27 protein-coding genes and 1 pseudogene are annotated in these 25,170 nt (G+C 67.7%); 14 read left to right on the top strand and 14 right to left on the bottom strand.

Going from position 1 to position 25,170, the window contains the following annotated elements; all coding sequences use genetic code 11:
* The first annotated feature begins 327 nt into the window (after positions 1–327).
* The 8 genes from OHA61_RS39315 (at position 328) to OHA61_RS39280 (ending at position 8,490) form a co-directional block, all read left to right on the top strand.
* Positions 328–525: a DUF397 domain-containing protein gene (locus OHA61_RS39315; protein ID WP_406307167.1), complete on the top strand. Its 198-nt coding sequence runs from the start codon at positions 328–330 to the stop codon at positions 523–525.
* A 25-nt stretch (positions 526–550) separates the two neighbouring features.
* Positions 551–1,057: a SigE family RNA polymerase sigma factor gene (locus OHA61_RS39310; RefSeq protein ID WP_405594374.1), complete on the top strand. Its 507-nt coding sequence runs from the start codon at positions 551–553 to the stop codon at positions 1,055–1,057.
* A gap of 10 nt (positions 1,058–1,067) precedes the next feature.
* Positions 1,068–1,559, top strand: a complete 492-nt coding sequence (locus OHA61_RS39305) for a hypothetical protein (RefSeq protein WP_406307166.1) — start codon at positions 1,068–1,070, stop codon at positions 1,557–1,559.
* A 160-nt stretch (positions 1,560–1,719) separates the two neighbouring features.
* Positions 1,720–3,000 carry a glycosyltransferase gene (locus tag OHA61_RS39300; RefSeq protein ID WP_406307165.1) on the top strand — a complete coding sequence of 427 codons (1,281 nt, stop codon included), beginning with the start codon at positions 1,720–1,722 and terminating at the stop codon, positions 2,998–3,000.
* A gap of 173 nt (positions 3,001–3,173) precedes the next feature.
* The gene (locus OHA61_RS39295; protein WP_406307620.1) at positions 3,174–4,319 is read left to right on the top strand and encodes a glycosyltransferase family 39 protein; all 1,146 of its coding nucleotides are present in this window, start codon (positions 3,174–3,176) and stop codon (positions 4,317–4,319) included.
* Positions 4,320–4,351: 32 nt separating this feature from the next.
* Positions 4,352–5,581 (top strand): hypothetical protein, encoded by a 1,230-nt coding sequence (locus OHA61_RS39290; RefSeq protein ID WP_406307164.1) that lies wholly within the window; start codon positions 4,352–4,354, stop codon positions 5,579–5,581.
* A 370-nt stretch (positions 5,582–5,951) separates the two neighbouring features.
* Positions 5,952–7,124 carry a hypothetical protein gene (locus tag OHA61_RS39285; protein WP_406307163.1) on the top strand — a complete coding sequence of 391 codons (1,173 nt, stop codon included), beginning with the start codon at positions 5,952–5,954 and terminating at the stop codon, positions 7,122–7,124.
* Between the two features lie 847 nt (positions 7,125–7,971).
* Positions 7,972–8,490, top strand: a complete 519-nt coding sequence (locus tag OHA61_RS39280; protein ID WP_324973809.1) for an RICIN domain-containing protein — start codon at positions 7,972–7,974, stop codon at positions 8,488–8,490.
* Between the two features lie 227 nt (positions 8,491–8,717).
* Here the strand turns inward: OHA61_RS39280 and OHA61_RS39275 are convergent, their stop codons facing one another.
* The 3 genes from OHA61_RS39275 to OHA61_RS39265 all read right to left on the bottom strand — a co-directional run bounded on the left by OHA61_RS39275 (position 8,718) and on the right by OHA61_RS39265 (position 11,270).
* Positions 8,718–9,632, bottom strand: a complete 915-nt coding sequence (locus tag OHA61_RS39275; protein WP_406307162.1) for an AAA family ATPase — start codon at positions 9,630–9,632, stop codon at positions 8,718–8,720.
* A gap of 2 nt (positions 9,633–9,634) precedes the next feature.
* Positions 9,635–10,843, bottom strand: coding sequence for a T4 RnlA family RNA ligase (locus OHA61_RS39270; RefSeq protein WP_406307161.1), 1,209 nt, complete (start codon positions 10,841–10,843; stop codon positions 9,635–9,637).
* Positions 10,844–11,015: 172 nt separating this feature from the next.
* Positions 11,016–11,270 carry a hypothetical protein gene (locus OHA61_RS39265; protein WP_406263021.1) on the bottom strand — a complete coding sequence of 85 codons (255 nt, stop codon included), beginning with the start codon at positions 11,268–11,270 and terminating at the stop codon, positions 11,016–11,018.
* A gap of 873 nt (positions 11,271–12,143) precedes the next feature.
* On the opposite strand from OHA61_RS39265, the gene OHA61_RS39260 reads away from it, so the two are divergent.
* A complete protein-coding gene (locus OHA61_RS39260) occupies positions 12,144–12,716 on the top strand; it encodes a DUF3455 domain-containing protein (protein ID WP_406307160.1) in 573 nt (190 codons plus the stop codon).
* 289 nt (positions 12,717–13,005) lie between these two features.
* Positions 13,006–13,230, top strand: coding sequence for a DUF2750 domain-containing protein (locus OHA61_RS39255; protein WP_406307159.1), 225 nt, complete (start codon positions 13,006–13,008; stop codon positions 13,228–13,230).
* Between the two features lie 730 nt (positions 13,231–13,960).
* On the opposite strand, the gene OHA61_RS39250 is transcribed toward OHA61_RS39255, so the two are convergent.
* Both OHA61_RS39250 and OHA61_RS39245 read right to left on the bottom strand, forming a co-directional pair.
* Positions 13,961–14,698 carry an SAM-dependent methyltransferase gene (locus OHA61_RS39250; protein WP_406307158.1) on the bottom strand — a complete coding sequence of 246 codons (738 nt, stop codon included), beginning with the start codon at positions 14,696–14,698 and terminating at the stop codon, positions 13,961–13,963.
* 344 nt (positions 14,699–15,042) lie between these two features.
* Complete coding sequence (locus tag OHA61_RS39245; protein WP_406307157.1) at positions 15,043–15,831, bottom strand: DUF3824 domain-containing protein; 789 nt, start codon at positions 15,829–15,831, stop codon at positions 15,043–15,045.
* Positions 15,832–16,177: 346 nt separating this feature from the next.
* On the opposite strand from OHA61_RS39245, the gene OHA61_RS39240 reads away from it, so the two are divergent.
* Complete coding sequence (locus tag OHA61_RS39240) at positions 16,178–16,645, top strand: hypothetical protein (protein WP_406307156.1); 468 nt, start codon at positions 16,178–16,180, stop codon at positions 16,643–16,645.
* A gap of 182 nt (positions 16,646–16,827) precedes the next feature.
* Here OHA61_RS39240 and OHA61_RS39235 read toward each other — a convergent pair whose 3' ends face one another.
* The 5 genes and pseudogenes from OHA61_RS39235 to OHA61_RS39215 form a co-directional block, all read right to left on the bottom strand.
* On the bottom strand, positions 16,828–16,956 hold the full coding sequence (locus tag OHA61_RS39235) for a DNA-binding protein (protein ID WP_406307155.1): 129 nt from the start codon (positions 16,954–16,956) through the stop codon (positions 16,828–16,830).
* A gap of 113 nt (positions 16,957–17,069) precedes the next feature.
* A complete protein-coding gene (locus OHA61_RS39230) occupies positions 17,070–17,348 on the bottom strand; it encodes a hypothetical protein (protein WP_406307640.1) in 279 nt (92 codons plus the stop codon).
* A gap of 45 nt (positions 17,349–17,393) precedes the next feature.
* Positions 17,394–17,516: pseudogene (locus OHA61_RS39225) on the bottom strand (IS5/IS1182 family transposase); the annotation flags it as partial.
* 143 nt (positions 17,517–17,659) lie between these two features.
* A complete protein-coding gene (locus tag OHA61_RS39220; RefSeq protein ID WP_406307154.1) occupies positions 17,660–17,878 on the bottom strand; it encodes a hypothetical protein in 219 nt (72 codons plus the stop codon).
* Positions 17,862–18,620 carry a DJ-1/PfpI family protein gene (locus OHA61_RS39215; RefSeq protein WP_406307153.1) on the bottom strand — a complete coding sequence of 253 codons (759 nt, stop codon included), beginning with the start codon at positions 18,618–18,620 and terminating at the stop codon, positions 17,862–17,864. Before OHA61_RS39215 ends, OHA61_RS39220 begins: the two co-directional genes overlap by 17 nt.
* Before the next feature lie 59 nt (positions 18,621–18,679).
* On the opposite strand from OHA61_RS39215, the gene OHA61_RS39210 reads away from it, so the two are divergent.
* The 3 genes from OHA61_RS39210 (at position 18,680) to OHA61_RS39200 (ending at position 21,301) form a co-directional block, all read left to right on the top strand.
* Positions 18,680–19,504, top strand: a complete 825-nt coding sequence (locus tag OHA61_RS39210) for a crotonase/enoyl-CoA hydratase family protein (RefSeq protein WP_406307152.1) — start codon at positions 18,680–18,682, stop codon at positions 19,502–19,504.
* 72 nt (positions 19,505–19,576) lie between these two features.
* Entirely contained in the window at positions 19,577–20,671 is a 1,095-nt protein-coding gene (locus OHA61_RS39205; RefSeq protein ID WP_406307151.1) for a lipocalin-like domain-containing protein, read from the top strand.
* Positions 20,672–21,052: 381 nt separating this feature from the next.
* Positions 21,053–21,301 carry a hypothetical protein gene (locus OHA61_RS39200; RefSeq protein ID WP_406307150.1) on the top strand — a complete coding sequence of 83 codons (249 nt, stop codon included), beginning with the start codon at positions 21,053–21,055 and terminating at the stop codon, positions 21,299–21,301.
* Positions 21,302–21,383: 82 nt separating this feature from the next.
* Here the strand turns inward: OHA61_RS39200 and OHA61_RS39195 are convergent, their stop codons facing one another.
* The 4 genes from OHA61_RS39195 to OHA61_RS39180 form a co-directional block, all read right to left on the bottom strand.
* Positions 21,384–21,668: a hypothetical protein gene (locus OHA61_RS39195; protein WP_406307149.1), complete on the bottom strand. Its 285-nt coding sequence runs from the start codon at positions 21,666–21,668 to the stop codon at positions 21,384–21,386.
* Positions 21,669–22,100: 432 nt separating this feature from the next.
* Positions 22,101–23,822 carry an acyl-CoA dehydrogenase family protein gene (locus OHA61_RS39190; RefSeq protein WP_406307148.1) on the bottom strand — a complete coding sequence of 574 codons (1,722 nt, stop codon included), beginning with the start codon at positions 23,820–23,822 and terminating at the stop codon, positions 22,101–22,103.
* 106 nt (positions 23,823–23,928) lie between these two features.
* Positions 23,929–24,486 (bottom strand): PadR family transcriptional regulator, encoded by a 558-nt coding sequence (locus tag OHA61_RS39185; RefSeq protein WP_406307147.1) that lies wholly within the window; start codon positions 24,484–24,486, stop codon positions 23,929–23,931.
* Between the two features lie 256 nt (positions 24,487–24,742).
* Complete coding sequence (locus OHA61_RS39180) at positions 24,743–24,961, bottom strand: hypothetical protein (RefSeq protein ID WP_406307146.1); 219 nt, start codon at positions 24,959–24,961, stop codon at positions 24,743–24,745.
* Positions 24,962–25,170 lie beyond the last annotated feature (209 nt).

The following is a 25,170-nucleotide window of genomic DNA, read 5'->3' as shown; positions in this document are numbered from 1 at the left end:
ACGAACGCCAAGTCCTCTCCGTACGTCGCCCAGGCCAGCGTCGGCGCGGGCTTCAGCGACACTGCCCGCCACAGCGGACTGTCCACCCACAGAGCGTCGAGCAGTCACTACGGTGTTCTCGGCCACGGACACCGCCAGGGCCTCGACGAGCTCCTCCCGCGCGAGCGGCTGAGTCGGCAACGGCCTGAGCAAACACACCCGAACCCCACACGCACACACCACACAGCCGCGTCAACGCCGAACCGACGCGCCGCCCCGCCAACGGGCAGGCAGCGGCCGAGCGAAGACTCTCCTTGATGCCGCGGTCCGCCTCCGCAAGGAGTTGTAATGAATCACCACAGATACAACGGGATGCCGACCGCCCAACTGGGCGAAGAGGGCTGGCACAAGCCGTGGAGCGGCGGCAACTGCGGTTCGGTGTGCGGTGCAGGCGTGGCCCGCGGCCTTGTGCGGCAATTGCGTGATCCAGCTCACGGGCCGTGGGTGCATAGCGAGGCGCGTGCCAGTGCCTTTCCCATGGTGTAGGCAACTGGCGAGAGTGGGGGTGCGAATGGAGCAGGCTCGGGCCGGTGAGTTCGACGAGTTCGTGGCGGCCCGCTGGTCGGCGTTGGTCCACCTCGCCCGTCTGCTCGTCGGGGGCGATCGGCATCGGGCCGAGGATCTGTTGCAGGAGTCCTTGGTCAAGCTCTGGTTCGTCTGGCCGAAGGTCGCGGAGGACGCACCGGAGGCGTACGTCCGCAAGGTGATGGTGCGCGCCGCGGCACGCTCGGGTCTCCGGCGTTGGTGGGGTGAACGCCCCGTCGAACGGCTGCCCGAGGAGGCGATGGTGGGTGATCTGTCCGCGGACGTGGCGGAGCGCTCTCGACTGGAGGCCGCGCTGGCTCAGCTGCCCCCGAGGCAGCGGGTGGCTGTGGTGCTGCGCTATTACCAGGATCTGCCCGAGCGGCATGTGGCGGAGGTGCTGGGGTGCCCGGTGGGCACGGCTCGGTCTCATGCCGCACGTGGAGTGGCGCGACTGCGGCAGATCCTGGCCGATGTCATCGACCCGGTGTGGTGAAGGGGGAACCATGGATCACTTCGAGTGGCGGCTGGCGCAGATGATGCGCGACACCCAGGAACCCGCATCCTTCGAGCCGAAGCACCGGGAACGTCTCCAGGCAGGCATTTCGGCACGCCGTCGCACCCGGACCGCACAGCGGGCCGCCGGCTCGGCCCTGGCTGTCGCCGGACTCGCCGTCGGGCTGCTCCTTCTCCCCCACGCCTCAGGCCGGGTCGAGCCCAGCGGTCCCCGTCCACAGCCCGCGACGAGCCCCTCGCCCTCCGCGCCGGATGCGACGCCGGAAGTGTCGCCCAGCGCGCCCTCCTCCTCGGCCACTTCTACCGCCCCCGCGCTCCCGGATCTGACCAACCCGGCCACGCCGCCTGCCGATACCGGCAGTTCGACCGCGACCTCCGGCACTCCGTCCGGCAGCGCGGTCACCACGCCACCGTTCTCGACGCCACCCCCGCCTTCGGGCACGGCGACCACGCAGAGCCCGCCGCCGCCCGGGTCCGGATAGCGGGTCCGGCGGGGCGCCGAACCCGCCCCCCGAATCCGTAGCCCGCGACCCACACCCCGTAACGCGCGGCCGTCATCAGCAATCCGTAACCCCTGCTCCACGGGGCACTGCTCCGAGTGCCTTCGGCATGCCCTGCATCAGAGCACAACAAGGACAAATCATGGGAAATCAAGGGCTGTTCGCCCTCAAGGACAAGAACCAGGTCGCGGTTCAGGGTCTGAACCGTCTGCCGCAACGCGCACCGGTGCCGACGCACCACCCGGAGCCCGTCCTGGACGTGGTCGTCCCGGTGTTCAACGAGGAGACGGATCTGGAGCCGAGCGTGCGGCGGCTCCACGCACACCTGCGCGAGACCTTCCCCTATCCGTTCCGCATCACCGTCGCGGACAACGCCAGCACCGACCGGACCCCGCAGATCGCCGCCCGGCTGGCCGACGAACTACCCGAAGCGCAGTGGCTGCGGCTCGCAGAGAAGGGGCGCGGCCGGGCGCTGCGCGCCGCCTGGTCGCAGTCGCGGGCCCCGGTGCTCGCATACGTAGACGTGGACCTGTCCACGGAACTGGCCGCGCTGCTGCCGCTCGTCGCGCCACTGATCTCCGGGCACTCCGACGTGGCCATCGGCACCCGCCTGGCCCCCGGCTCCCGGGTGGTGCGCGGCCTCAAACGGGAGATCACCTCCCGCTGCTACAACGCCCTCCTGCGCTCCACCCTCGCCGTGGGATTTTCCGACGCGCAGTGCGGTTTCAAGGCGGTGCGGCGTGATGTGGCCGAGCGGCTGCTGCCTCTGGTGCGGGACTCCGGGTGGTTCTTCGACACCGAGCTGCTGGTGATCGCCGAGCGGGCTGGGCTGCGTATCCACGAGGTGCCTGTCGACTGGGTGGACGATCCCGACAGCCGGGTCGACATCCTCGCCACGGCACTGGGTGACCTGCGCGGCATCGCCAGGATCGGCGCGGCGCTGGCCCGCGGCACACTCCTGCCGATCACGCTGCGCCGCAGCGGCGGCGGCGAGCCGCCGGGCGGTCTGGTCACCCAACTCGCGTGCTTCGCCGCCGTAGGAGCGGTGAGCACCCTCGGACACCTGCTGCTGTACGCGGCGTTGCGCCCGGCGGCGGGATCCCAGGCCGCCAACGCGCTCGCGCTGCTGGTCTGTGCCGTCGCCAACACGGCCGCGAACAGGCGGCTCACCTTCGGGCTACGCGGCCGCGGCGGTGCGCTGCGCCACCAGGGCAGGGGGCTGGTGGTCTTCCTGGCCGGACTGGCGCTCACCGGTGGATCGCTCGCCGCTCTGCACCACGTGGTGCCTTCGGCCGCGCCCCGCACCGAACTCGCCGTACTGGTCGTCGCCAACCTGGCAGGGACACTGCTGCGGTTTCTGCTCTTCCGGGCGTGGGTGTTCCGCGCCGGACCACGTCGTGACCGGACGGGGTCCGTGGCCTGATGAAGACCACCCGCATGGATGCGACCGCCGCCCGGACGACCGCCACTCACCCGCCCACCCCCCACACGAGTGCCCGGAACCCGAGGCTGTCGGACGAGCCCCTTGGCCATCGCCCTCCTGACCGGTGGGGGCTGCTGCGCCGTGCAGCCAGGCGCTACGGCCCCGTACTGGCCATGTACGGCACGCTGAAACTCATCGGCTTCTCCGTCTTCATGTACCTGCTGTACTCCGCCGGGGACTACCGGGAGAAGCACCCGCGTTTCGGCGGCGGCGACCACCCTTGGGACGTACTGGCCACCTGGGACGGCTGGTGGTACCAGCAGATCGCCGAGCACGGGTACCACCCCGAACTCGTCCAGATCCCCGGAGCCACCGGCCTGATCACCCTCAAGGGCAACTCGGCCGCGTTCTTCCCGCTCTACCCGGCGCTGATTCGGCTGGTCTCCGAGGTCACCGGCCTCGGCCTGTACGGCGCCGGCCTGCTGGTCTCCGTGGTCGCCTCCATCGTCGCCGCCCTCGGAATCTACGCCGTCACCGCGCGGTTCGGAGGCAGGCGGGCCGGGCTGGCCGCGGCCGGACTGTGGGCCGTCTGGCCCGGTTCCGGTGTGGAGTGGGCGGTCTACTCCGACTCCCTCTACGTGGCCCTGGCCGTTTGGGCCTGCCATGCCGTGATGAGCCGCCGCTGGCTCGCCGCGGGTCTCCTCACCTGCGCGGCCGGGCTCAACCGCCCCACCGCCGTGGCGCTGATCGCCGCCCTGGCTGTCGCCGCCCTGCTCGCACTCCACCGGCACCGGGACCGGGACGGCGTCCTGCGCCCGCTGACCGCGATGGCCGTCGCACCGCTCGGCCTCATCTCCTACCTGGGCTGGGTGGGTCACCAAATGGGTGACTACGCAGGCTACTTCAAGCTCCAGTCCGGCGCCTGGGCCCACGAGTTCGACTACGGCAAGCACACCCTCGACGTCCTCACGTCCGTCCCGGTGGGCCACTCCGACTACCTCTCCGCATGGCCCTTCGCGGACCTGATCGGCGTCGGTGTCGTCCTGCTCGCACTCGCGCTGCTCCCACTGCTGATCCGGCTGCGTCCCCCGGCTGTACTGGTGGTCTACACCGTCCTGACCCTCGTCCTCGTTCTGGGCAGCCAGCAGATATTCGGCAACGTCTCCCGCTATCTGCTCCCCGTCTTCCCGCTCTTCCTCCCGCTCGCCCTCGCCCTGCGCCGCCTCAGCGCGATCCACCAGTTCACGCTGCTCGGCATCGCGGCCCTGGCCTCCGGCTCGTACGCGGGCTATGCCCTCTTCGAACTCGGCGTCCCGTAGCCGACGGACACGGACTCAGGAATGGATGCCCGATGACCACGACCCTGCCCGTCGCCGAACGGAACCCTTTAAGCCCCACAGGGAAGAAGCCCCCGGTTGCTCCGGTGCGGCGACGCCTGCTCGACCAGTTGACCCCCGCGGACCTCAGGGTGCTACGGCTCTATCTGTTCACGCGCCTCGGGCTGTGGCTCGTCGCCTACTGCACTTCCTGGCTGTCGCCAGCCGGATCCGACGCCAAGACACCCGCCCGCTGGCTGTCCCGCTGGGAGCAGTGGGACTGGGCGCACTATCAACACATAGCCGAGTACGGATACTTCGACGCCTTCACGGGGGACGAAGGCGCATCCGACAACCTGGTGGCGTTCTTCCCGGGCTTCCCGCTCACCTTGCGCGCCGTACACACCGTCATCACCGACTGGACCGTGGCCGGCCTGCTGATCTCCCTGGTGAGCGGTGCGGTGGCGGTCGTTGCCCTGGCCCGGATCGCCGGACTCGGCCGACCGGACAGCGCCCTGGCTGGCCAACGGGCCACGGGTTTCCTGCTGTTGTCGCCGGCCGCGGTGTTCCTGGCCGTCGGATACACCGAATCCCTCTTCCTCGCGTTCGCGCTGCCGGCCTGGCTCGCGGCGAAGAACCGCAAGTGGCCCCTCGCTGGTCTCCTCACCGCCGCGGCCACCACCGCCCGGATCAGCGGTCTGTTCCTGGCCGCCGCGATCACGGTCGAATTCCTGTTGGCCCACGACGACCGCCGCGTGCACCCCCGCCTGCGCTCCCTGTTCTGGTGCGCGCTGCCCGTCCTGCCCGCCGCGGCCTACACCGCCTACCTGTACGCGCACACCGGCGACTGGATGGCCTGGAAGCACGCCCAGGAACGCGGCTGGAACCGAAACTTCCACACCCCCGCCGAAGCGTTCCGGAACACCTGGCACAACGCCTTCGACCACCTCCAGACCACCGGCTACGCCTGGGAGTTCCAACTGGAGCTGGCCGCGATGGCGACCGGGCTCCTGCTGATGGCCTGGCTGCTGTACCGCCGCCGCTGGCCGGAGGCCGTCTACATCGCGCTCTCCCTCTGGGCCCTGGGGACGTCGTACTGGTATCTGTCCATCCCCCGCGCCACCCTGCTCTGGTGGCCCCTGTGGACCGGCCTGGCTCACTGGAGCCTGCGACGCGGTTGGGTAAAGGAGGCATACGTCGGCGCGGTGGCCCCGCTGACCGTGGTGCTCGCGGTGACCTTCACGTCTGGCCACTGGAGCGGCTGACCCCTCGGCAGCCAGTGAACCGACGACGGCCGGTCCACGAAACCCACGACCTCAAGGGAAGGGCCGAAGGCGACACCCGGTACCTGCGGCTGCACGGCTGCTTCGATACGCATGGCGGTCCGCTTGAGTTCGGTGAGGAACCACGACCGAGTCGTGGTCGCTCGTCAACGCGTGTCGGGCCGTTCTCCTCGCTGCCCACAGTGTCGTTCGAGCACACACCCGACACTCGGCATCCCGCTGGCTTCCGCACTACGATCATCCCAAGTCTCGTTGGGGATCGCCGACTTCATGCTGATTGCGTCTCGATTCTGCCGTTCGGCAGGGAGATCGTCCCGACGTTCACGCCCTTCACAGCGAGGTGAGCCCGCAAGTGCAGTTCCGGATAACCGGCGAGACCGAGAACGGGGACGAGTCCGAGGAGACGTTGGCCCTCTGCGCAGAGGCTGAAGGGTACTACGTGGACTCGCCGCCTCCCGCCCGCCACCACTACGAACTTCGGGACTGCGCTCCTGAGGGACAGATGGCGAGTGCGGCGGCTCAGGCACAGAACGACGGTTCTGCGCCGCTCGGTCTGCTGACGGTGCGTGCCCTGGACCGGAACGCAAGGCCCGTCGAGCCCATCTGGGACGTGTGGTGCCTCGGGGATGCGCGGGTGCTGAACGTTCGCCCGAGCTTCGGCGACCCGACCCTGGTCGACATCACTGTCGAGGGACGCCAGGACAATGTGGCGGCTGGGGTGAACGAGCAGCCGGAGATTCCGGAGGTGCCCCCACTGTTCCAGGGTTTCCACCTCTCCGGCAGAAGCGAAGAGCCCTGGGGATCGTGCAGGCAGGTGGCCCTGATCGACAAGCAGCCTGAGCCCGACCCGATACCGCTGCGGCTGCTGAGGTGCGAGCCGAGCGGGCGACTACTCGCCGCACTGGAATCAGGTGACGACCAGTTTGACCTGGGCGGGGCCTATCTGTGCCCGCTCGACCGTATGGGCCGCGCCATCGAGGAACGCTGGACATGCCTGCACGTCGAGTCCTGGTCGTACTCCACTCCCGGAACCGGCCAGGTCGACCTCACGCTGAATGTCTCGTGCGACGACTTCCGGACTGCCGGGGCCCGCGAAGCCCATGAGCTCTGGTCGGCCGGACCGCCGACCGAACCCAATCTCTGGGCTGCACTTGGCACGGCCGGCCGCGCCGCGTGGTCCAGAGCCGCGCAGAGAAATCTCTCGGCCCGACCTTCGCCCGACGCGCTATCGGGCGCCACGTACCACCTGGACGGCAGGCACGTCACCGACGTACTGGCCTTCAGCCTTGCCCTCGGCGAAGCCATGCACGGACCAGGCGGGTACTTCGGCTCGTGCTTCGGCACCATCGAGTACTGCCTCGAGGAAAACCCCGGAGTCCAGCGGCCGTTCACTCTCGTCTGGGACGACCACCACATCGCCCGCACCTGCCTCGGTCCGAGCCCCCTTACACACGACGCGTCCCCGACCTTCGAGCAGATCCTGGAGTTCCTCGCCAAGCATGAGATCGAAGTCCTCCTGGCCTGACGGTGTCTGCAGCCGTCATCTTCTCCCAGACCAACGCGAGAGTGCAGGTGAATGCCAACCGGTCATGTGTTCATCGTTGATCACGGCATTGCCACGCTGCATGCCTGGCCGGCCGGCCCGAGAGCACCAGAACGCGGCGGACGAGCGTCTGGCGTATGGCGGGGCCGCTTTGGGCGTGAGTGGGGTCTCCCGCGCGCCCGCGCACAGCCTGGGATGTACGCGGATGCCGCCGGCGTTGTCGCAGGCGCTCGCGGCGGCCGCCCAGATCGCGAGCAGGAGACCGAGGGCGTGGCTGGTCATCCAGGGAAATCCGATCACTCACCTCGCGAGGAGCGGTGCCAACTAATGCGTTGTGACGGCGCTTTCGTGATGACTACGCCTGTCAGCGGACGTGCACTGTCCCGATGCGGACCGGCAAATCGTGTCCGTCCGAGTCATCGCGATCGTGGGGGCGCCTATCGCAACAGGCGGCGAAGAGGCTGAGCTTCGGGCCGCGGCCGGTGTTGATGCGGCGTCGCCTGCGGATCTGGCTCGGCGCATGGGGCTCATCACAGTGGCCCAAGGCGTTGACGTGGACGAGATACGGGCTGTGTCCGGATGGGACGCCGGCGCTGAGACGCCAGCCAGTAGAAAGGCGCGCTCTCATCGTCATTGGCCTGTAGCGGGTCAGGCCGTACGGAATCGGCCATACCGGATAATGCACCGCGCACCGTATTGAAGCGTCCAAGGCGAACTCCTAGCGTGTGCGGGGCACGCGCGGCCGGATGCTGACCGGCATCACAACACGCGGCCGCGGCCCATGCCCGCCCTCCGACCAGGCGGGCCACCATCAAACGGGAGGACCGTCATGCGCCTGCGCACTGCCCTCGCCACCCGCACCGCGAGATCGGCGGCAGCCGTGCTCGCCACGGCGACGCTGCTGCTGACCGGCACCACGGCCGCGCACGCCGCCGCCCCGAAGCCCAAGGGTCCGGCCATCGCCCACGGCACGGTCTACTACTACGCACTCAAGAACCAGAACACCGGCCGCTGCGTGGACGATTCCTGGGACTACGGCCTGCGCGCGTTCACCTGCAACGGGCTCAACTATCAAAACTTCAACTGGTACCTCCAGTCCGACGGCACCTGGGTCATCCAGAACCAGAACACTGGCCGCTGCATCGACGACAGCTCCGCCTACGGCCTGCGCGCCTTCGGCTGCAACTACCTGTCGTACCAGCGGTGGACGATCATCTACCAGTCCGACGGGACGAAGACGCTCAAGAACCAGAACACCGGCCGCGTGATCGACGACAGCTCCGCCTACGGCCTGCGCGCGTTCGGGTACAACGCTCTGTCCTACCAGCGGTTCACGTTCGTCGGCTGAGCCGCGACGAAGCCCGCGTGCAGAAGGCACGCGGGCTTCGTCGCCGAGGCCGTGCGCCCTGGCCGCGAGGACCGTCGACACCGAGTTGCCAGCCGTCTCAGCGTTGACGGCCGAGGACGACGACGCCGAACCCCTGGGCAAGTGCCCGCCCATTGCCACACCGATGGGCACGGCTCGCCGACTCGCGTCGCGGGGGTGGAGCGTGCTCAACCCCCGCGACCCACTGTTCAGAAGTTGCCGTAGTTGACCTGCCATGTCGGCAGACCCATGCGGCGCCACACAGCAACGACTCGGTCGCGGTCGTCCAGGGAGACGCGCACCGCGAAGCGGTGGCGAACATGCCGGTCGAAGAGTTCGGCCTTCACGACATCATCGCGGCGGCCGTCGCCGACGGCCCGCATCCACAGTTCGTCGTACGGGACCTCGTGCCGACGCAGCCACGCCTCCGTTCTCTCGCGGTGCTCCTCGCCGCGACCCGAGAGCAGGACGATGACGTCACTGTCGGCGCGCCGGAACGAGCACAGGGCCCCGCGCACCGACACGTTGAGAAGGTCCTCGTCGCAGCGGGTGAAGTCGTAGGGGAACCTGTCGCCCCTGATGGCGAGCGTGCCGTCAATGTCGCACATCACCGCTGACGGCAGCGCCAGGTCGGCGACATACGGCTCGACCGAGGGCTCGTCGTTCAGCCATGTCTCGGTGAGCCGCCAGCCGCCCTTCCTGGCCTTCAGGTGCTTGTCGGCCAGGATCCGGATGATCTCCTCGCCAACTGCCTCATCCCGGTCGGCGTCGCGCCGTATGCACTCCTCGACCGACACATCGGTGAAGTCGTGCACCACGAACGTGGCCTGCCCCGCCACCGCGGCCTTCAGACGCTTGGGGATATGGGGCGTCAGGTGCGTGTTGTCCACCACAACGTCGAAGCCGTCGTCGACGGCCGCCCGGACCGCCGCGTCCTGGATCGCCAGTACGGTCTGCTCATGCGCATGAGACCGGCCACGCTCAGGCGCCGGGATGTCGAGCATCGCCCGCAGGTCGTCCAGATTCACCCGACGCATCCGGCCCTCGGAATCCGCCTGCAAGCTGCGCGCGGCGCTCGTCTTGCCCGAGGCCGGAAGCCCCGTCATGACATGTACTACGGGCACGGTCAGTTCTCCTCGTCGGTCTTGAACGGGTCGGACGCCTCCGGCCGGACGGAACGGTACGTCACGAGCTCGGTCGGGCGCCCGTCCAGGCGCAGGAACAGGGCGGGGCGGACGGCGGCGTCGGGCAGCGCCTTGGCGGCGCGCGCGAACGCGCCCCGGTCACCGGCGAGATGGGAGAGGGACTGATATCCCTCGTCGATCGCGCGCTCGCGGTCGGTCACGTCCTTCTCGATCCGCGCGATCACCTCACGCACCCAGGCGTCGAATTCGTCGGGCACCTGCTCCAGCAGCGTGTCCAGGGGCTTGCCTCCGGACGCTTCGATGTCCGACGCCGAGCAACCCAGCGCTTGGGCCAGCTGCTTGGCGGGCAGGCCGGCGAAGCGCTGAATACCGTGGCTGCGCCAGATGTCCCGCTCGGTGACGCCGGTGAGCACCTTGTGGAGCCGTATGTACTCGGAGAGCTTGGCCTTGGCCCGTACACCCGACTCGAAGCGCAGCACGAAGCCCTCGGCGTCGGTGCCTTCGGCGGTCCGCCCTCCGGGCAGCTGGTTGACCTCGGCCAGGGCGAGCAGTTCGGCGAGTGGCATGGCGGGCCAGACGGTGACGACCGAGCCGATGCCCTGCCAGTCGGCGGCGGCCTGTGCCAGGGGAACTTCCGTGCCGTCCTTGGCAAAGGCAGCCAGGAGGACCAGGTCCCGGCGGTCGCCGTAGTCGACCACGATCCGGTTCTGCGGGTAGAGGATCTCAGCGAGGTAGGTCACTCCGGGGAGCAGGGCTGAGGTGTCCTTGCCGTCGAGCAGGCGCTGGGCCCAGGTGGCCTGGGTGCTGATGAAGGACCCCTTGGACGCGACCCGCCACCGGCCCGCGTAGTGGAACACCACTGCGAGGCTGCCGTCGACCTTGTCGTACACCTCGAACGGCTCGTCCGGGAGAGCGGGCGCGTACGGCCGACCGGCCTCATGCTCGCCGACGTTGAAGAACTTCGGCAGCGGAAGCGCGACGATCTCCCCGGTGTCGTCGTCGGCGACCAGGCCACGGCAACGCGTGGTCACTTGGTTCCACACGCGCTCGTACTGACATGTCCGAGTGTACGTGTAGATGGACAGCGGCAGTTCGGGGTGCGCCTTGCGCGATACGTGCCCGGCATCGAGGGCTGCCGCCAACTCCTGTGGCGGCAGCAGCTCGTGGAGAGTCAGGTACGCCTGGCTCATTGTGTTCCTCCCGGTAGTGGTCCTTGATTCTCACGTGCGGGAGGCCCGGGTGAATACCGATTTACCTGCAGGTTCCGCTCGTTTTCGCTCGAGGACGGGGTGGCGGTGGGGGCGTGGCGCGATCAGGGGCCCGACAGTGACGCAGCGTCGGCGCAGGTAGCCCGGAGTCCGGTCACATGCGCTCGGCGGCCTTCCATCTGCGCAGCGCGGCTGCCGCGTTCCTGCTGGATCTGCGCCATTCAGATGGTGAGATGCGTGCACGCTGCCCACCGCTGGTGATCAACGCGTTCACCGGCGTCAGGGGATCCGCCGCCATGGCCTTGGCCAGCAGCGCGCCGACAACGAGCGGGAGCAGGGCCATGGCCAGGGCCGTGCCGGTGCAGGTGACGTGCTGCATACGGGCGCGCCGCCGTGCGTCAGGATTCATGGTTCTCATTCGATCAGCGGCCGCCGGGGCGGGAATCCGGCATCGTACTCAGCTGGTTCGTCCTCAGGTACTCATACCCGGCCCTGACGTGGCGGAGACCGAAGCGCGCGCACTGCTCAGACCCGAATTCTTGCAACGGTCCTGACGCAAGGCCGCTCTGTGGCGAGAAGGGCGAAACAGTCACCGGGCAGACAGGTTGGGAAAACAACGCAGATCACCTCCGGAAGTCCGGAAACGCTTCTCCCGCCGCCTTCCCGCCGTCGACCCGAATCGCGCGCTGACAGCATTCTCGGAAAACCTGACGAGGGAGGCGCACAGGGCGAGGGGCCATGACATCAGGGCACGGTGGACGCAGGCAAGCGCAAGGGCCCGCGGACCGTAATTTTTCGGTCGCTCCGGTGTAGCGTTTCGGTTCTCAGACCAAAAGATTTCGGGGCCCCCGAAGGGAACACAAACGAGGTCTCCCAGATCCACCCTGACCTGCAGTTATCCTTGATAAGTGCTCCTCACACCGGGGTTTGGACACTCCCCCGGCACCGCCTCCCGGCATGTTCTTGCAAGCAGTTCGGCGACACCTGAGTGCCTGGTGGACCCGACACGTACATCAGGGCGCAGAGCAGATCTCTGCACCGGTCGAATAGCCGGGACGGATCCCGGCAATCACCGCCCAAGTGGCTCCGGTAAGAGGGTTGTCCTGGGTTGACATCCGCTCCGGAGAATGGAGAGGCTGACCGGAAAGCGCGCACCACCTCGCCCTGGAATGCATCCTTCACGCTTCCACGGTGCGATTCTCAACTCTCGGCAGGCGATGACGAAATGAGGAGTGGAATGTCAAGGAAACGAACCGCTACCCGGAGAAAGAAGATTGCCTGGGTGGTCGCAGGCGCCGGCATAGTCGCGGGCGGCTTCGCCGTGACTACCGGATCCGGCTTCGCCTCTCAGACCGCGGCACAAGCCGACGCGCCCCATGCCACTGCCGTAGCTCAGGGCACCGTCGAGCGCACCCTCCGGGCATCGGTGGTCTCCGGCGTCCAGATCTACGCCTGCACCCAGCAGGCGGATGGCACCTTCGCCTTCACCCAGCGCGGCGTCCGCGCCACGCTTCAGGGCGGCATCAAGCACTCGTTCGTCAGCCCGGACTCGGGCCCCCCACAGTGGATCGCCCGGGACGGCAGCGCAGTGACCGGCAAGGTGGTGAGCAAGACCCCGCACGGCCCGGGCAATATCCCTGAACTGGAGCTGACCGCCACACAATCGGGCAAGTCCACCGGCAAACTGGCCGAGGTGGTGAAGATCCGCCGCGTGAACACCAGCGGCGGCGTGGCCCCGGCCGGATCCTGTGACCCGGCGAAGACTCCGACCGCCGAAGTGCCCTACGGCGCCGACTACGAGTTCATCAGTGTGTGCCGGCGCACCTCGGCACCCACACCTCCGGCACGCCCCTGACACGCAGAGCATTCGGGCGCTCCCCCACGAGGGGATCGCAGAGTCCTTCGCACCGCCTGACAGTTGATCGGTGAAAGCACAGGACTCCGTGCAGGCGCCCGGCCGGAACAGTCGGCCGGGCGCCCTGGGCCGAGGCGCGACCGGCTCACCCCACAACACCCCACCCATAGAGGGAAAATGCCCAGCACCGAGCCCTCTGCTACACCCTTTGCGCTCTCGCAGGAGAATCCACACCATCCTGGCGAATCGAACCGGGAGAAGCGGTCAAGTCAGCCTGAACGCTGATCAGATGCTCTCTAAGAGCTTTGCTCAAGCGGCGGCCTTCTTTCGCGATGTCCGTGCGACAGAGAAGGTCTGGTTTATCCGGAACGGCGACGGTTGCCCCGCGCCTCTGGGAGCCAACGGCAGGCGCAGCCTGCCCTTCTGGTCGTCTGCGGCTCGCGCTGCGCGGGCGGCCTGCCGTCTGGGGTTCGAGCCTGTGGGTGGAGTCGATGCCGTTGGATGTCTGGCGTGATGTGGAACTTCCAGCCGCGGGCCGGGACGGTCTGCTTATCGGCATCAACTGGTCCGGTCCCCGTCTCGTGGGGTGGAGCTTCACCCTTGTGGAAGTGCTGAAACGGCTTGCCGATGCTGATTAGCCCTCCACCGTCGGTGCCTCAGCGAGCAGTCGGCGCCAGCAAATGAGTGCATCCAGTCGGTGACCAGCGCCGTTTGCAGGCAACCTCGGGGAAACGGTCCTGGCGGTACAGGAAGGACTTGTACCGAAGACCCGCCGCACCGCGCTGAGGTCACGTTCGCCTCCGGTCAAGTTCGTTGTGAGAGTTGAGCTGGGGACCTCCTCCTGTCCACGTGAGGATCCCCACCACCCGGAGGCGATGTGATGTGTCCTTGCGGCATTTCATCCTCCGCTGGCGAACCCGGTGTCGTTGCAGCCCCGAATGGACCGTGGCTCAATTCTCGGGTGCGGAGGCCGCCCCGATGCATAGAGGGTGGCTCCATTGGTGAGAAGTGAGGCCAGTGGAAGGTGAGTTCTGACTCCACCTGGCCGGGGGTATGCGTATCGGTGAGCTTTACCTCCGCTGGCGGGTGGTGCTGGGAGTACCGGGGTTGCTGCTGGGAGCAAGGGGGCGCAAGTGCCCGTCTCCATCGCGGGTCGAACAGCAGCCCACGGCGCCATCACTTCCATCCGGGGCAATGCCCTGCAGGATCGGGGCACCGGGCCCCTGGCCTGCCACCCGCCGTGGTCACTCGGAGGTTCGGCGAAGTACAAGGGTGATGAAGCCGAAGCTGTCGCGATAGCTGTGCAGCCATTGAGAGCGGTGGGTGGAGGCAACGGCGAGAACCTCGGCGCTGTCGGGGTCCTCAGGGTGGTCCAGCGCCCACGTCGCCAGGGATCCGGACCAACACCACTCGAAGTCGTCGAGTTCCTGGCGAGTGCTGATGTGTCCGAAGACAGGGGTCCAGCCGTGGGCGACGACGCGGTCCAAAGTGGTCGCCAGGTCCTCGTACTCGCCCAGCATCTCGCGGGCTTCGGTGGTGGGCTCGCACTCCCAATAGGCATCGCCGACCAGGACACGGCCGCCGGGGACGAGGTATCTGTGGGCAGCGTCGAGGGTGGGCAGGAGACCGCCGAAGGCATGGGTGGCACCGACGCTGAGCACTGCGTCGAAGGGGTGGGGAGACGCGAACTCCGTGGCGTCCAAGTGGTGAAGTACGAGTCGTTGTTCGACTCCCAGATCGGCCGCATCCTTCCGGGCCTCGGCCAGGGCCTGAGCTGAGTTGTCGACGCCCTCGGCGGTCACATCCGGATGAGCGGCCAGGGTCCGCAGGAGCCAAGCCGCCCCACCGCAGCCGAGGTCGAGCACGCGTTCATCGCCCCGGACCACGGTTCGATGAAGCAGTCGGCGCACCGACGCATCGTCAAGAGGGCTGTTGATGGGGTGACCAGCACGTGACAGCCGAGAGATCATTTCGCGGTCCATGCCGCGCAGCCTGTCAGGGTCGGACGCTCTTCGCATCTGCTTAACCCCATAGCTGAACGGGTACCGGACAACTGCAACACCCGGGCACTCAGGGCGGAGTCATTTCTCGCCCTCAGATCTTGGATCTGAGATCGCGAAGCGGCACGACGGCACTGCGGCGCCGCCTGGTTCTGCTGTGGCGCCGACTGGCCGGTCACCCGTCAGCACGGGCGCGCAGCTGGCGAGCGAAGTCCGTGTCCTTACTTGCAAAGACATTCAACCGACGTGGTAGCAGCGGACCGAAGCCAGCGATTTGCCCCTGGCATCCGGCGGCTCCGGTCGCTGCCAGGGAGCCACCGGAGGGGCTAGTGAAGCGGCTCGAGGCAGGAGATGGTCGCACCGTCCGGGCCGTACTTGGGGTCGGCCAGGTAGTCGCCGCCGGCGCATGTCGAACCGGCCTTCTCCAGTCGGCGCGTCACCTTGTACTCGGCGCCGGGTGCACCGCAGTCGGTGATCTGCAAGTCCTGGTCGGCCCAGTCGCCGTCGTTGCGCACACACGCGCCGACCGGGAGCGTGGGCGCGCTGCCGTCACCGACCAGCACGCCGGTCACGAACAGGGCCGGGATCGCGACGGCGACCAGCAGCATCGGCACCAGGAAGACCAGAGCCTCGGGTCGGCGCGTCAGCGGCCTGCCCGGGGCAAGCGCCGGTCGGAAGCCCCCCGTCGGGGCGGCGAGCTTACGGAAGCGACCCCACGGGGCGAGGTTCGCCAGCAGGGTGACGAGCGCGATGACCACGGACAGCGGTCCCCACCAGCCCTGCCACAGGGTCTTCGCGGACATGTCGCGGACGGTGGAGAGGCCACAGTCCCGGCAGAAGGGCCCGCGCAGGCTCAGGAACCGCATCACGACGACGATGCCCTGATGACCCCGCACAGTGGCGGGAACGGCGGGCAGCGCCCCACAGATGTGACACGCGGGCACGGCCGCCTGCGGCGCGTAGGGGCCAGGCGGGTAGGGGGAGGCGGCGCCCTGCGGTGGCGGAAAGGAGTTGGCTTGCGGCGAGTACGGGCCCGGAGGCAGTGCATACGGGCTGACGGGCTGCGACCCCCAGGCGTGCGAGCCGTTGCCGTACGGCGGTGGCGGAGTCGCCACGGAAATCCCCCTCAGATTCATGACCATGACATGCCAGTCGTCATCGCCGGACACGGCGACCCGGAAACCCTAACCCCACGCCTGCGCGGGCACCGCGGCAGGCTGTCAGGACCATCAGTACCGCGCCTTCGCGGCACAAACCCCAGCCCTGCACAGCACCCCCTCACTCGCAATCCGGTTGAGGTCTCTAATCGAGCCGTTGACGGGTTGTCACGGGAACTTCACCCTGCGAGAGCTACCGCATCAACTCCCCCGGGCCACGATGAGCGACGCCCCGCTCCCAGCGATCCAGCAGGGTTGCAGAACCCGGCAATTACAGGGACACGCGTGCCTACACTCCAACCGCATGGAGTGGATGACGCTCGCGGGGACAGGTCTGGGCGCAATCGTGGGCGTGGGGGCGACATTGCTCGCCGACCGCGTGCGATGGAAACGGGAGAGCCGAGCACATGAACAAGAGACGCTGCGTCTGCTCTACGTGAAGTACCTAGAGGCAATCGCCTCAGCTCGTGACGAGATATCCCGGGCGAGCGCCGATGTCGGGCAGCCACTGGACGAGCGAAGGCTGGCCGCTAACCAGGCAATGCGCGACCACGAGGTCTTCGCCAAGCAATACCAACTGGAGCTGTCGGCACCTCCCGCCGTGGTGGAGTTAGTGATATCAGCAACGCAGGGCCTGGTCGACTACCGCGACGCCGTCGTCAGCGGAGCCACACGCGAAGACGAGGTGTGCACAGCGGCACGACGAGCATTCCGAGCCGCCCGCAAAACCCTGATGGATGCCATGCGCGCCACCCTCACCCCGACACGCTGACATCCACACCCACCACGCCTCCCAAAGAGCAAACCGAAGCCGCCAGACCCGTGAACAAGTCACCTCCAAGCTGCTCGCCCCCGCCCGGGACGGGGCGCAGCCAGTCAGGCTGCGCCTCGGGGTTCGGCGATCAGGGTGAACTCAAGCCTTCGGGGGCAGGGGGCGCCTTCGTGCGTCCAGAATCAGGCGTCGGGCCGCTTGTTGTAGGCCGCGAGCGTCGCCTTGTTCGTCGACGGGTCCTGGAACACGAGCTCCCACGGTCCGGTGTTCACGTCGAACTCCTTGCCGAAGCCGACCCACTTGCCCGTCATGCGCCGCCCGGTCGGCTCGACGAGCAGCTGAATCGCCCCGTGATAACGGGCGCCTCGGTAGTAGCCCTCGGTCGAAGTCTGCTCGGTCCACGTACCGGTGGCGACGTGACCGTCTATCTCCAGAAATCCATTGTCAGCGGCGAGTCGCTGGAACCGGGCAGGCTGCGGACTGTGAGGCGGTTGCCGTGCTGGAGCACGACCACGTAGTGCTGGCCGGTGAAGGACGAATCACGGCCGCTGGAGAAGTACTCGTAGCGGGACACCCACACGCCCGAGTAGTTCCGGGAGCCCTGCGGTTCGGCCATCGGTGTGGCGGTCGCCGCGGGGGCGACGCCGTTCGCGGACGCCTCGACGTCGTGGCCGCCGTGTCCGTCCTCGGAGACGCGCGCCATCTGCACGACTCTGCTGAAGCCGAGGGACTCGATGGGCAGGCCTGTGGCGCGGATGCCGCGTCGACGGAGGTGCCCACGGATCGCGCGGGAAGAATAGGCGCGATCCGCAAGGACGACCGCAGGGCGGGTTCTTGGCCTGCCGAGTCCGCTTCGCGGGATCCGCCCGACCGGAGCAGCACCAAGCCCCCCTCTGGGCACATCGCGTCCTGACGGAATGCCCGGTCGGCACCGCAAGGCGCTGCGGCCGGGCTTACCGCCCAGCCGCAGCGCCGAAGTTCGGGGTGGTGCTCAGTGTGCAGGGGTGCGCGCGCTCAGCCGCCGATCTCTGCAGGCTTGACGACGATCCAGTTGCGGTCGGCGTCGACGCGAACTCCCGCCTCCTTCTGCTCATCGGCCCGCTTGGCCCTCTCCAACTGCAGCGCGTCGGTGTACTTCTGCTTGCGGTTGACCCACACCCGTTCACCGCCGGACTGCACATCGGTGTCGAAGAGCATGAACCAGTCACTGGGTGCGTCACCGGCGACGAGCACCGGCCGCCTGTAGTGGGCAATGTATTCCTTGATACCGGCGAGCTTGCCGACGTACCACGTGCCCGGGGTCCAGTTGATCGTGGTCCGAAAGGTAGTGGGTCACCGCGTTGACGCTCTCTGCAGGACGTTCATCGATGAGCAGGGCGCTCGCCGTCTCCCTGGCCAGCGCCGGGCTGACCCGGGCAACGAGACTCATCGCGAGGTCGATGTGAGCAAACGCGGCACCGGCCGTGGCGATGTTGCCGTCGAGAACCACCATCCGGGACATGTCCAGCTCCACAGCGGGATACCGGTGCCGAAAGATGTCGCTCAACCACCAGCTCGTCGTGGCGTGACGGTGATCGAGCAGCCCCGCCTCCGCAAGGACGAACGTGCCCGTGCACGCAGCGGCGAGGTCCCGGCCTTCTGCGGCCCAGAGCCGCAGCGTTGCGCGGACGGCCTGCGTCTCCTCACGCATCAGAGCGTCGACCATCATCGCGGGACTTTGGGCGGCGAGGGCGGGAACAACGAGCAGGTCGACGTCGGTGTCCGCCGCACAGTCATCGATGGTGCGGTCCACCGGCACCGTAAGACCTCCGGCAGTGTGTACCGGATCGAGGCAGGTTGCGACGGTCAGGGTCTCGAGCGGCGGGATGTTCCGGTCCACACGTGGCCGAGCAGCGTCAGCGGTCCGCAGGACATCGAGAATGGTAGTCAGCCCTGAGTCCCAGCATCCGCTGAGGGCCACCACGCCTGTCTTCATGTCGCAGAATCCCCTTCGCATGTCGCATTCTGCATCAGAATGCTCCCTACGGTGAGCGCATGTCATCCACTCGCACGCCGTCAGCACAACCATCTGCGCAGCCGGCCAAGGTACTCGTCGAGCGGGAGGGGCCGGTCCTGCGCATCACACTCAATCGGCCGGAGAAGGCCAACGCCATCGACTCCGACATGATCACGGACCTGTCGTACGCCCTGGCAAGACTGTCCGACGACCATGCGCTCCGCGTCGCGGTGGTAAGCGGCGTGGGCGCCCATTTCACGGGCGGTCTCGATCTCGCGTCCCTGGCGCCGCGCCTCGCTACCGGTGGCGAAGGGATCATCCCCGAGGACGGCCGTGACCCCTGGGGCATGTACGGCGAGGCAGCCGGCAAACCGGTCGTGGTCGCAGTTCACGGCCGGTGTTTCACGGCTGGTCTGGAGCTCGTACTGAACAGCGAGATCTGCATCGCTGCGGAGGACAGTGTCTTCGGGCAGCAGGAAGTCACACGCGGCATTGTCCCGCTCGGTGGAGCAACCGTCCGTCTCCCGCAGCGCGTTGGCTGGGGCAACGCGATGCGGTATCTGCTGACGGGCGACCAATTCGACGCACGGGAGGCTTTGCATCTGGGCGTTGTCCAGGAGGTCGTGCCAGCAGGGCAGCAGCTCGAGCGCGCGCTGGAATTGGCTCATCGCATAGCCCGCCAGGCCCCGCTCGCCGTACAGGCCACGATGGCTGACGCGCGCGCCGGGCTGGTGGAAGAGATCGCGGCCTCGGCATTGAGCCTGCGCAGCGATGCGGGGCCGCGACTGTTCGCGACAGCCGACGCGGCGGAAGGCATCACATCGATGGTGGACCGCCGCGCGCCCGAATTCACGGGCACCTGATCAGACCTCTCCGTACGTTCCTGCGACCTGGCAGGCCGGGCTATCCGGCCTGCGGACAAGAGGAGACCACACATGCCTGCTGTCATTGGCGACCAGCCTCGCCACTACGAGCGGCTCAACCTGATACCCGATGTCGTCCAGACGTGGGAGGACGGTCTGCGCACCGGCGCGGTCGACGGCACCTTCGAATGGTGGTACTGCGACGCCCACCTGGAGGACGGGTCCACCCTGACCGTCGAGTTCCACACGAAACCGCCCTTTGTTTCCCCCAAGGCGCCGCTGACACCCTTCGTCCTGGTCACCTTGACCCGTGCCGACGGATCAAGAATCGACAGGACACACACCGCTGCGCCACACGAATTCCGGGCGTCCACGCAGCAGTGCGACGTCACCATTGGGAACAACACATTTCGTGGCGGTCCTGAGGGCTACACCATCCATGTCGAGATCGAGAACATGGTGCTCGACCTGAAGCTCTCCGCGCAGGTCCCTCCCTGGCGGCCTGCGACGGGACACGCGTTCTTCGGCGCGGACGAAGAGCAGTACATCGCCTGGCTGCCCACAGTCGCCCGTGGCTCCGTCTTCGCTACGCTGGCCCTCGACGGGGAGACCCGACAACTGACCGGCAGCGGCTACCACGACCACAACTGGGGGAACGTCGCACCGCGCAAAGTGCTGGACCACTGGTACTGGGGCCGTGCACAGCTCGGCGAATACACGGTTGTCACCCTGATGTTCGTCAGCCACGAGCAGTACGACAGAGCGTTGCTCCCGGCAGTCCTGGTGACCCGGTCCGGTGATGTCGTGGTCTCGGCGGTCGGGAGTGATTCCGTCGGCTTCGCCGAGCGTGGCACCAGCGTCCATCCCACAACGCACGTGCTGGTCGGGTCAGAGCTGGAATACCGGGTGGCCGACCATGACGACACCTACACGATCACCTTCCGTCACGAGGAAGACGCCTTTCTCCTCGACTTCGGCACAGCGGGCGCCTATCACCGGTTCCTGGGCGCCGTTGAGCTGCGGCTCGGAGGGGTGAGTCGCTCGCAGACGGTGACGGGCCACACCCTTTGGGAGTTGCTGCACTTCGCCCCGAAGGCACCCGCGCAAGATGGCGACCCGCACGAGACGGGGCCCGTCCGCATTCCCGTCATCGGGCACCATGCCTGACGGAACGGGCTACGAGGGACTGACAGGGCGTCGGCACAGGGGTGAAGTGCGTTCGGCTTCGAGGTGGTTGGCAGACAGAGCGACCTAACCCAGTGAGAACCCATTTGGACATTCGAGTGAGAGACCGCAGCAGATGTTCGCCAGTGACGAGAGCACCATGTCTCGCTGGATGTGACCTAGCAGCCACATACGGCGCCCAGCGCATGCTTCGCTGTTCCCCGCGACACGCCACGGCTCACACGGCGTTGCCCATGACCTCCGCCAACTCGCCGGCGGACTGGGAGGTCAGACAGTAGAACCCCCTGGAGGCTGATCGAGCGTACGAGACGGCCCTCCACGACGTATTTCAGACTGCGGGTCTGGCCTCGGCGGTTACGCCAAGTGAGCTTCGCAGAGAGGGCCGCTGCGGTCGAACTCGCTGCGGCCCTCGACGGCGACGACGGGCTCGCCGCCCACGACCTCGCGCGCCGCCCACGCACCCAGATGATTGCCCGGCGTGCAGAGCGCATCGGCGTCGTCGCCCAGTCGTCCTCGCCTGTCGCTGCCGCACTCCGAGACCTGGTGCTGCGCCTGACTCCGGCGGCCGCTTCCCTGCGATCGCGCGCTCCCGTACTCGACTGGGAGCCGTGACGAGAGAAAGTTCGCTACGGGACTGGCTCCACCAATTGGCGGCACAACTGGCAAACAACCGACGGACCGTCACGAAAGTCGGCTACGGCCCGCACCGCGCAGAAATCTCTTCCTCGATGACGGTCTGCGCGAGCCTGTCACTCTCCAGCTCCGCTTCCAGAGCAGCGATATCTTGCCTCAACTGCTCGGCCTTGACCGGATCCGACTCGTTCCGAAGCCTGTTGTTCAGGAACCCGAGGCGCCTCTCCTCTTCTTCAATTTCTTTCGCGCCCAGTGCTGCAAAGTGCTTCATAATGCCACAAGCGCCCATTGGCGATTGGACGCCGACTGCTGATGGAAAGTCAGAAAGAGGCCTTTGTGTGGTCATGACGTTTCTCCTGACATCAGAAGGCGCCACTCGCTCTCGTGCCCCGCGAGCATGTTCAGTGACCGTTCGCTGAATTCAATCGTCGCACTGCAGCGCCGCCCATGCATCCCAGGCGGCCATTCGCCACTGCGCCCAGGAGGGACGGTCTGGCGAGACACGACCAGCCACCGGGGTGCACCGGTCGTCTGAGGTGTCCCCCTGGCCGAGCACGATGGCGGGATACGACCGGCCCTGCAAGCACCGCGCGCCGCTGTGCGAGCCGCCGTCGCGCTGTTCACGGTCACCGCGGCCGGCTACACACTGCTGGCCCTCGCCTTGCACATCTGGTCCCGGGCGTCGCACCCCGGCTGCCCACCTCCGAGCCGCGGGGAGCGCCGTGGCTTCCGGCGCCCTTACGGGCATCGCGGGCGGGCAGCCCGGCTTGCTCCGTTGTTATGGCGCCATCTCGTACGCCCCGGACAACGCCTCGACCCGCTCCCAGACACGCGCCGAGCGGGCGTCGTCGACGACCGGACGCCGTACCGAGGCCAGCGCCCAGAGCTGCTGCTCCTCGGTGGCGGAGTCCTTGCCGTGCAGCTCGACGGCGTGCGCGGAGAAGTCGCGTACGAGGACGGCGAACAGTTCGTCGAGCACGTCCTCGTCCAGGCCGGTCAGGCGTGCCTGTTCCAGGATCAGCTGGCCGTGCACGACGAGCGCGAACAGCTGGCCGACGGAAAGGAGAAGATCGAGGTCGCGGCTCTGCTCCTCGTCGGGCGCGGCGGCGGTGACGAACTCGCACAGGGCGTCCGCCTGCTCCCGGAAGCGCCCGACGTTGGGCACATCGGCATACGCGTCGTAGGCGGGGCGCCAGTCGTGGAACTGTACGGAGCCCAGACCGCGGGCCGGTCCCTGCCGGAAGAGGAACGTGTCGTCGGCCGCGTCGAGGCGGGTCGGCACGGGCGCGTACTCGGCCGGGCGCAGCAGGTGGTTGCGCATGAACTTGAGGATCAGCGCGAGGTTGACGTGGACCGTGCCTTCCAGCTTGGGCAGCCCACGGATCTCGGTGGCGGCCTGGGCGAAGTAGGTGTCCTTCTCAAAGCCCTTGGCGGCGATGACGTCCCACATCAGGTCGATGACCTTCTCACCCTCGGTGGTCACCTTCATCTTCGTCATGGGGTTGAAGAGCAGGTAGCGGCGGTCGTCGGGTCCGGCGCAGCGGAAGTAGTCGACGGCTCGGTCGCTGAACAGCTTCATGCCGACGAGGCGGACGTACGCATCGGTCAGCTCGCGACGTACATGCGGGAATGCGGTGACGGGGCGGCCGTAGAGGATGCGATTGTGCGCGTGGGTGACGGCCTCGTACATCGCGTGTTCACAGATGCCTATCGAGGCGGTGCAGAGGTTGAACTTGCCGACGTTGACGGTGTTGAGGGCGGCGTCGAAGGCGGCGCGGCCGGTATGCAGTATGTCGTCCGGGCCGACCGGGTAGTTGTCGAGGCGGAACTCGCTGACGTACTTCGAGGAGTCGACGACGTTCTTGACGAGGTGGTACGCCGGGTGACGGCTGTCGGCGGCGAAGAAGACGTAGCCGTCCGGGCCCTCGATGTCGATGCGGCGGCCGAAGACGGAGACGAGACCGGCGGCGTTGCCGTTGCCGATGTAGTACTTGGAGCCGCTGGCCCGGAAGCCGCCGTCCCCGTCGGGCTCCAGCAGCATGTCGGTGGAGTAGATGTCGGCGCCGTGAGCCTTCTCCGACAGGCCGAAGGCGAACACCTCGCCCTGGGAGAGGAGTTCGGCCGCGCGGGTGCGGGCTGCGGCGTTGTCGCTCTGCCAGACCGGGCCGAGACCGAGGATGGTGACCTGCCAGGCGTACCAGTAGTCGAGCCCGTAGAAGCCGAAGATCTCGTTGAGGGCGGCGATCCGGGCGGTGTCCCACCGCTTGTCGTCCTGCCGGCGGGCGTCGGAGGCCGGCGTGAGGAAGGTCGCGAACAGCCCTTCCTTGGCGGAGAACGCAAGGAAATCCGCCAGCCAGGCACGGGAGCGATAGTCCTCGATCAGCCTGCGCTTGCCGCGATCTTCGAACCAGTCGACGGTAGCGCGCAGCAGCCTGCGGGTCTCGGGGTCGAAGTGCGCCGGGTCGTAGGTGCGCGGGTTGAACAGCAGCGGGTCGGCCATGGATGTTCGCCTTTCGGCCTGAGAGTTGAGGGTTGGCGGGTTGGAGAGCACCAGGTGCGGGACGGTGAACGGAGTCGTCGGGGCCGGCGGTGGCGCGTTGTGCGGTTCAGCGCTCGGCCCCGAGCCGGTGGAGGGTCGCGAGTACGTCGTCGAGCCAGGCGAGCGTCATCCGCTCGTACGCGATGCCGCCGCGCAGCACGACATGCTGGAGTTCCTGCGCGGCGTCGGGCTTTCTTGGGGCCTTGGGTCCGGTGAAGTCACGCAGCTCTCCTGCGAGATAGTGCGCGAGGCGGCGGGTGTGCGTCTGGTGGTGCCGCTCGACCTCCCGGATCAGCGCGGCCGGGTCATCGAAGGCCGCACCACGGATCTTCACGGCGAGGTCGTGTCGGACACTCTCGGGTTCGATCGGCTCGTGCAGCCACTGGGAGAGGGCGGCCCGGCCGGGGGCGGCGACGGAGTACTCCTTCTTGTCGGGCCTGGCCTGCTGCGGGACCTCGCGGACGTCGATCCAGCCACCGCTCTCCATTCGCTTGAGGACGCGGTAGATCTGCTGATGGGTGGCGGTCCAGAAGTAACCGATGGACCGCTCGAACCGCCGGGCCAGCTCATAGCCGGAGCCCGGCTGCTCCAGCAGAGAGACGAGGATCGCGTGTTCGAGCGCCATGCCACGATCTTTCTATGCAACTCGTTGCATAGACAAGTGGGCACCGCCCGGGTGAGACACGGCTCACCCCTGAGGCCGGGCAGAGCTGCAGCGCCACGACGGTTTCGACGGCGCTGCACGGGTACTCGGGCGACCGACGAGAGTGAGAACCAGCGATGGACGTGGCGGCCCTGGAGAAGGCTCTGCGCACTCGCATCGAGGGGGAAGTGCGCTTCGATGTGGAGAGCCGCGGTACGTATGCCACCGACGCTTCGAACTAGCGCCAGGTGCCGATCGGTGTGGTCGTCCCGCGGTAGGGGTCGTTCAGTCGACGCACCCGAGCCTCGGCGTCCCATTGACCGCGCACCGAGACCGCCAGCCAATCAGCGATCTCGGCCACGCAGTGTCCACGCCCCTCGGCCGCCTCCTGCCGATCGGCGCAGAACGCCGCCCAGGACAGATACAGACCGCCCACCGACGGAAGCAGCGCCGCCACCGTCCCGGCAGGTCGAACCCGGAAGAGCGGCGCTGCTCCCCTGTGTGAGTGACTGGAACCGGGCTGCGGGACAGAGGCCGTCCTGGCCCAACGTCACATCGTCGAGCGCACGGTGGTCACGGCAGGAAACGTGGGGTCAGCTTGTCGAGCCGCACGAGGCGCTGTTCAGCCGGGCAGCGCCCTTCGATGGGCAAGCTCCCGGCCTCCGA

Source organism: Streptomyces sp. NBC_00885 (assembly GCF_045207475.1).
GTDB lineage: Bacteria > Actinomycetota > Actinomycetes > Streptomycetales > Streptomycetaceae > Streptomyces.
Note: the sequence above shows the minus strand (reverse complement) of the source record. Positions and strands in the feature narration are given on the sequence as shown.

Coding starts and splice junctions, on each gene's coding strand:
- OHA61_RS39255 (WP_406307159.1), top strand. CDS start 13,006: ATGCTCTCTAAGAGCTTTGCTCAAGCGGCGGCCTTCTTTCGCGATGTC.
- OHA61_RS39230 (WP_406307640.1), bottom strand. CDS start 17,348: ATGGCGCGCGTCTCCGAGGACGGACACGGCGGCCACGACGTCGAGGCG.
- OHA61_RS39270 (WP_406307161.1), bottom strand. CDS start 10,843: ATGAGCCAGGCGTACCTGACTCTCCACGAGCTGCTGCCGCCACAGGAG.
- OHA61_RS39195 (WP_406307149.1), bottom strand. CDS start 21,668: ATGACCACACAAAGGCCTCTTTCTGACTTTCCATCAGCAGTCGGCGTC.
- OHA61_RS39190 (WP_406307148.1), bottom strand. CDS start 23,822: ATGGCCGACCCGCTGCTGTTCAACCCGCGCACCTACGACCCGGCGCAC.
- OHA61_RS39210 (WP_406307152.1), top strand. CDS start 18,680: ATGTCATCCACTCGCACGCCGTCAGCACAACCATCTGCGCAGCCGGCC.
- OHA61_RS39240 (WP_406307156.1), top strand. CDS start 16,178: ATGGAGTGGATGACGCTCGCGGGGACAGGTCTGGGCGCAATCGTGGGC.
- OHA61_RS39185 (WP_406307147.1), bottom strand. CDS start 24,486: ATGGCGCTCGAACACGCGATCCTCGTCTCTCTGCTGGAGCAGCCGGGC.
- OHA61_RS39205 (WP_406307151.1), top strand. CDS start 19,577: ATGCCTGCTGTCATTGGCGACCAGCCTCGCCACTACGAGCGGCTCAAC.
- OHA61_RS39280 (WP_324973809.1), top strand. CDS start 7,972: ATGCGCCTGCGCACTGCCCTCGCCACCCGCACCGCGAGATCGGCGGCA.
- OHA61_RS39265 (WP_406263021.1), bottom strand. CDS start 11,270: ATGAATCCTGACGCACGGCGGCGCGCCCGTATGCAGCACGTCACCTGC.
- OHA61_RS39290 (WP_406307164.1), top strand. CDS start 4,352: ATGACCACGACCCTGCCCGTCGCCGAACGGAACCCTTTAAGCCCCACA.
- OHA61_RS39215 (WP_406307153.1), bottom strand. CDS start 18,620: ATGAAGACAGGCGTGGTGGCCCTCAGCGGATGCTGGGACTCAGGGCTG.
- OHA61_RS39250 (WP_406307158.1), bottom strand. CDS start 14,698: ATGGACCGCGAAATGATCTCTCGGCTGTCACGTGCTGGTCACCCCATC.
- OHA61_RS39295 (WP_406307620.1), top strand. CDS start 3,174: ATGTACGGCACGCTGAAACTCATCGGCTTCTCCGTCTTCATGTACCTG.
- OHA61_RS39305 (WP_406307166.1), top strand. CDS start 1,068: ATGGATCACTTCGAGTGGCGGCTGGCGCAGATGATGCGCGACACCCAG.
- OHA61_RS39300 (WP_406307165.1), top strand. CDS start 1,720: ATGGGAAATCAAGGGCTGTTCGCCCTCAAGGACAAGAACCAGGTCGCG.
- OHA61_RS39235 (WP_406307155.1), bottom strand. CDS start 16,956: ATGACGGGCAAGTGGGTCGGCTTCGGCAAGGAGTTCGACGTGAACACC.
- OHA61_RS39310 (WP_405594374.1), top strand. CDS start 551: ATGGAGCAGGCTCGGGCCGGTGAGTTCGACGAGTTCGTGGCGGCCCGC.
- OHA61_RS39315 (WP_406307167.1), top strand. CDS start 328: ATGAATCACCACAGATACAACGGGATGCCGACCGCCCAACTGGGCGAA.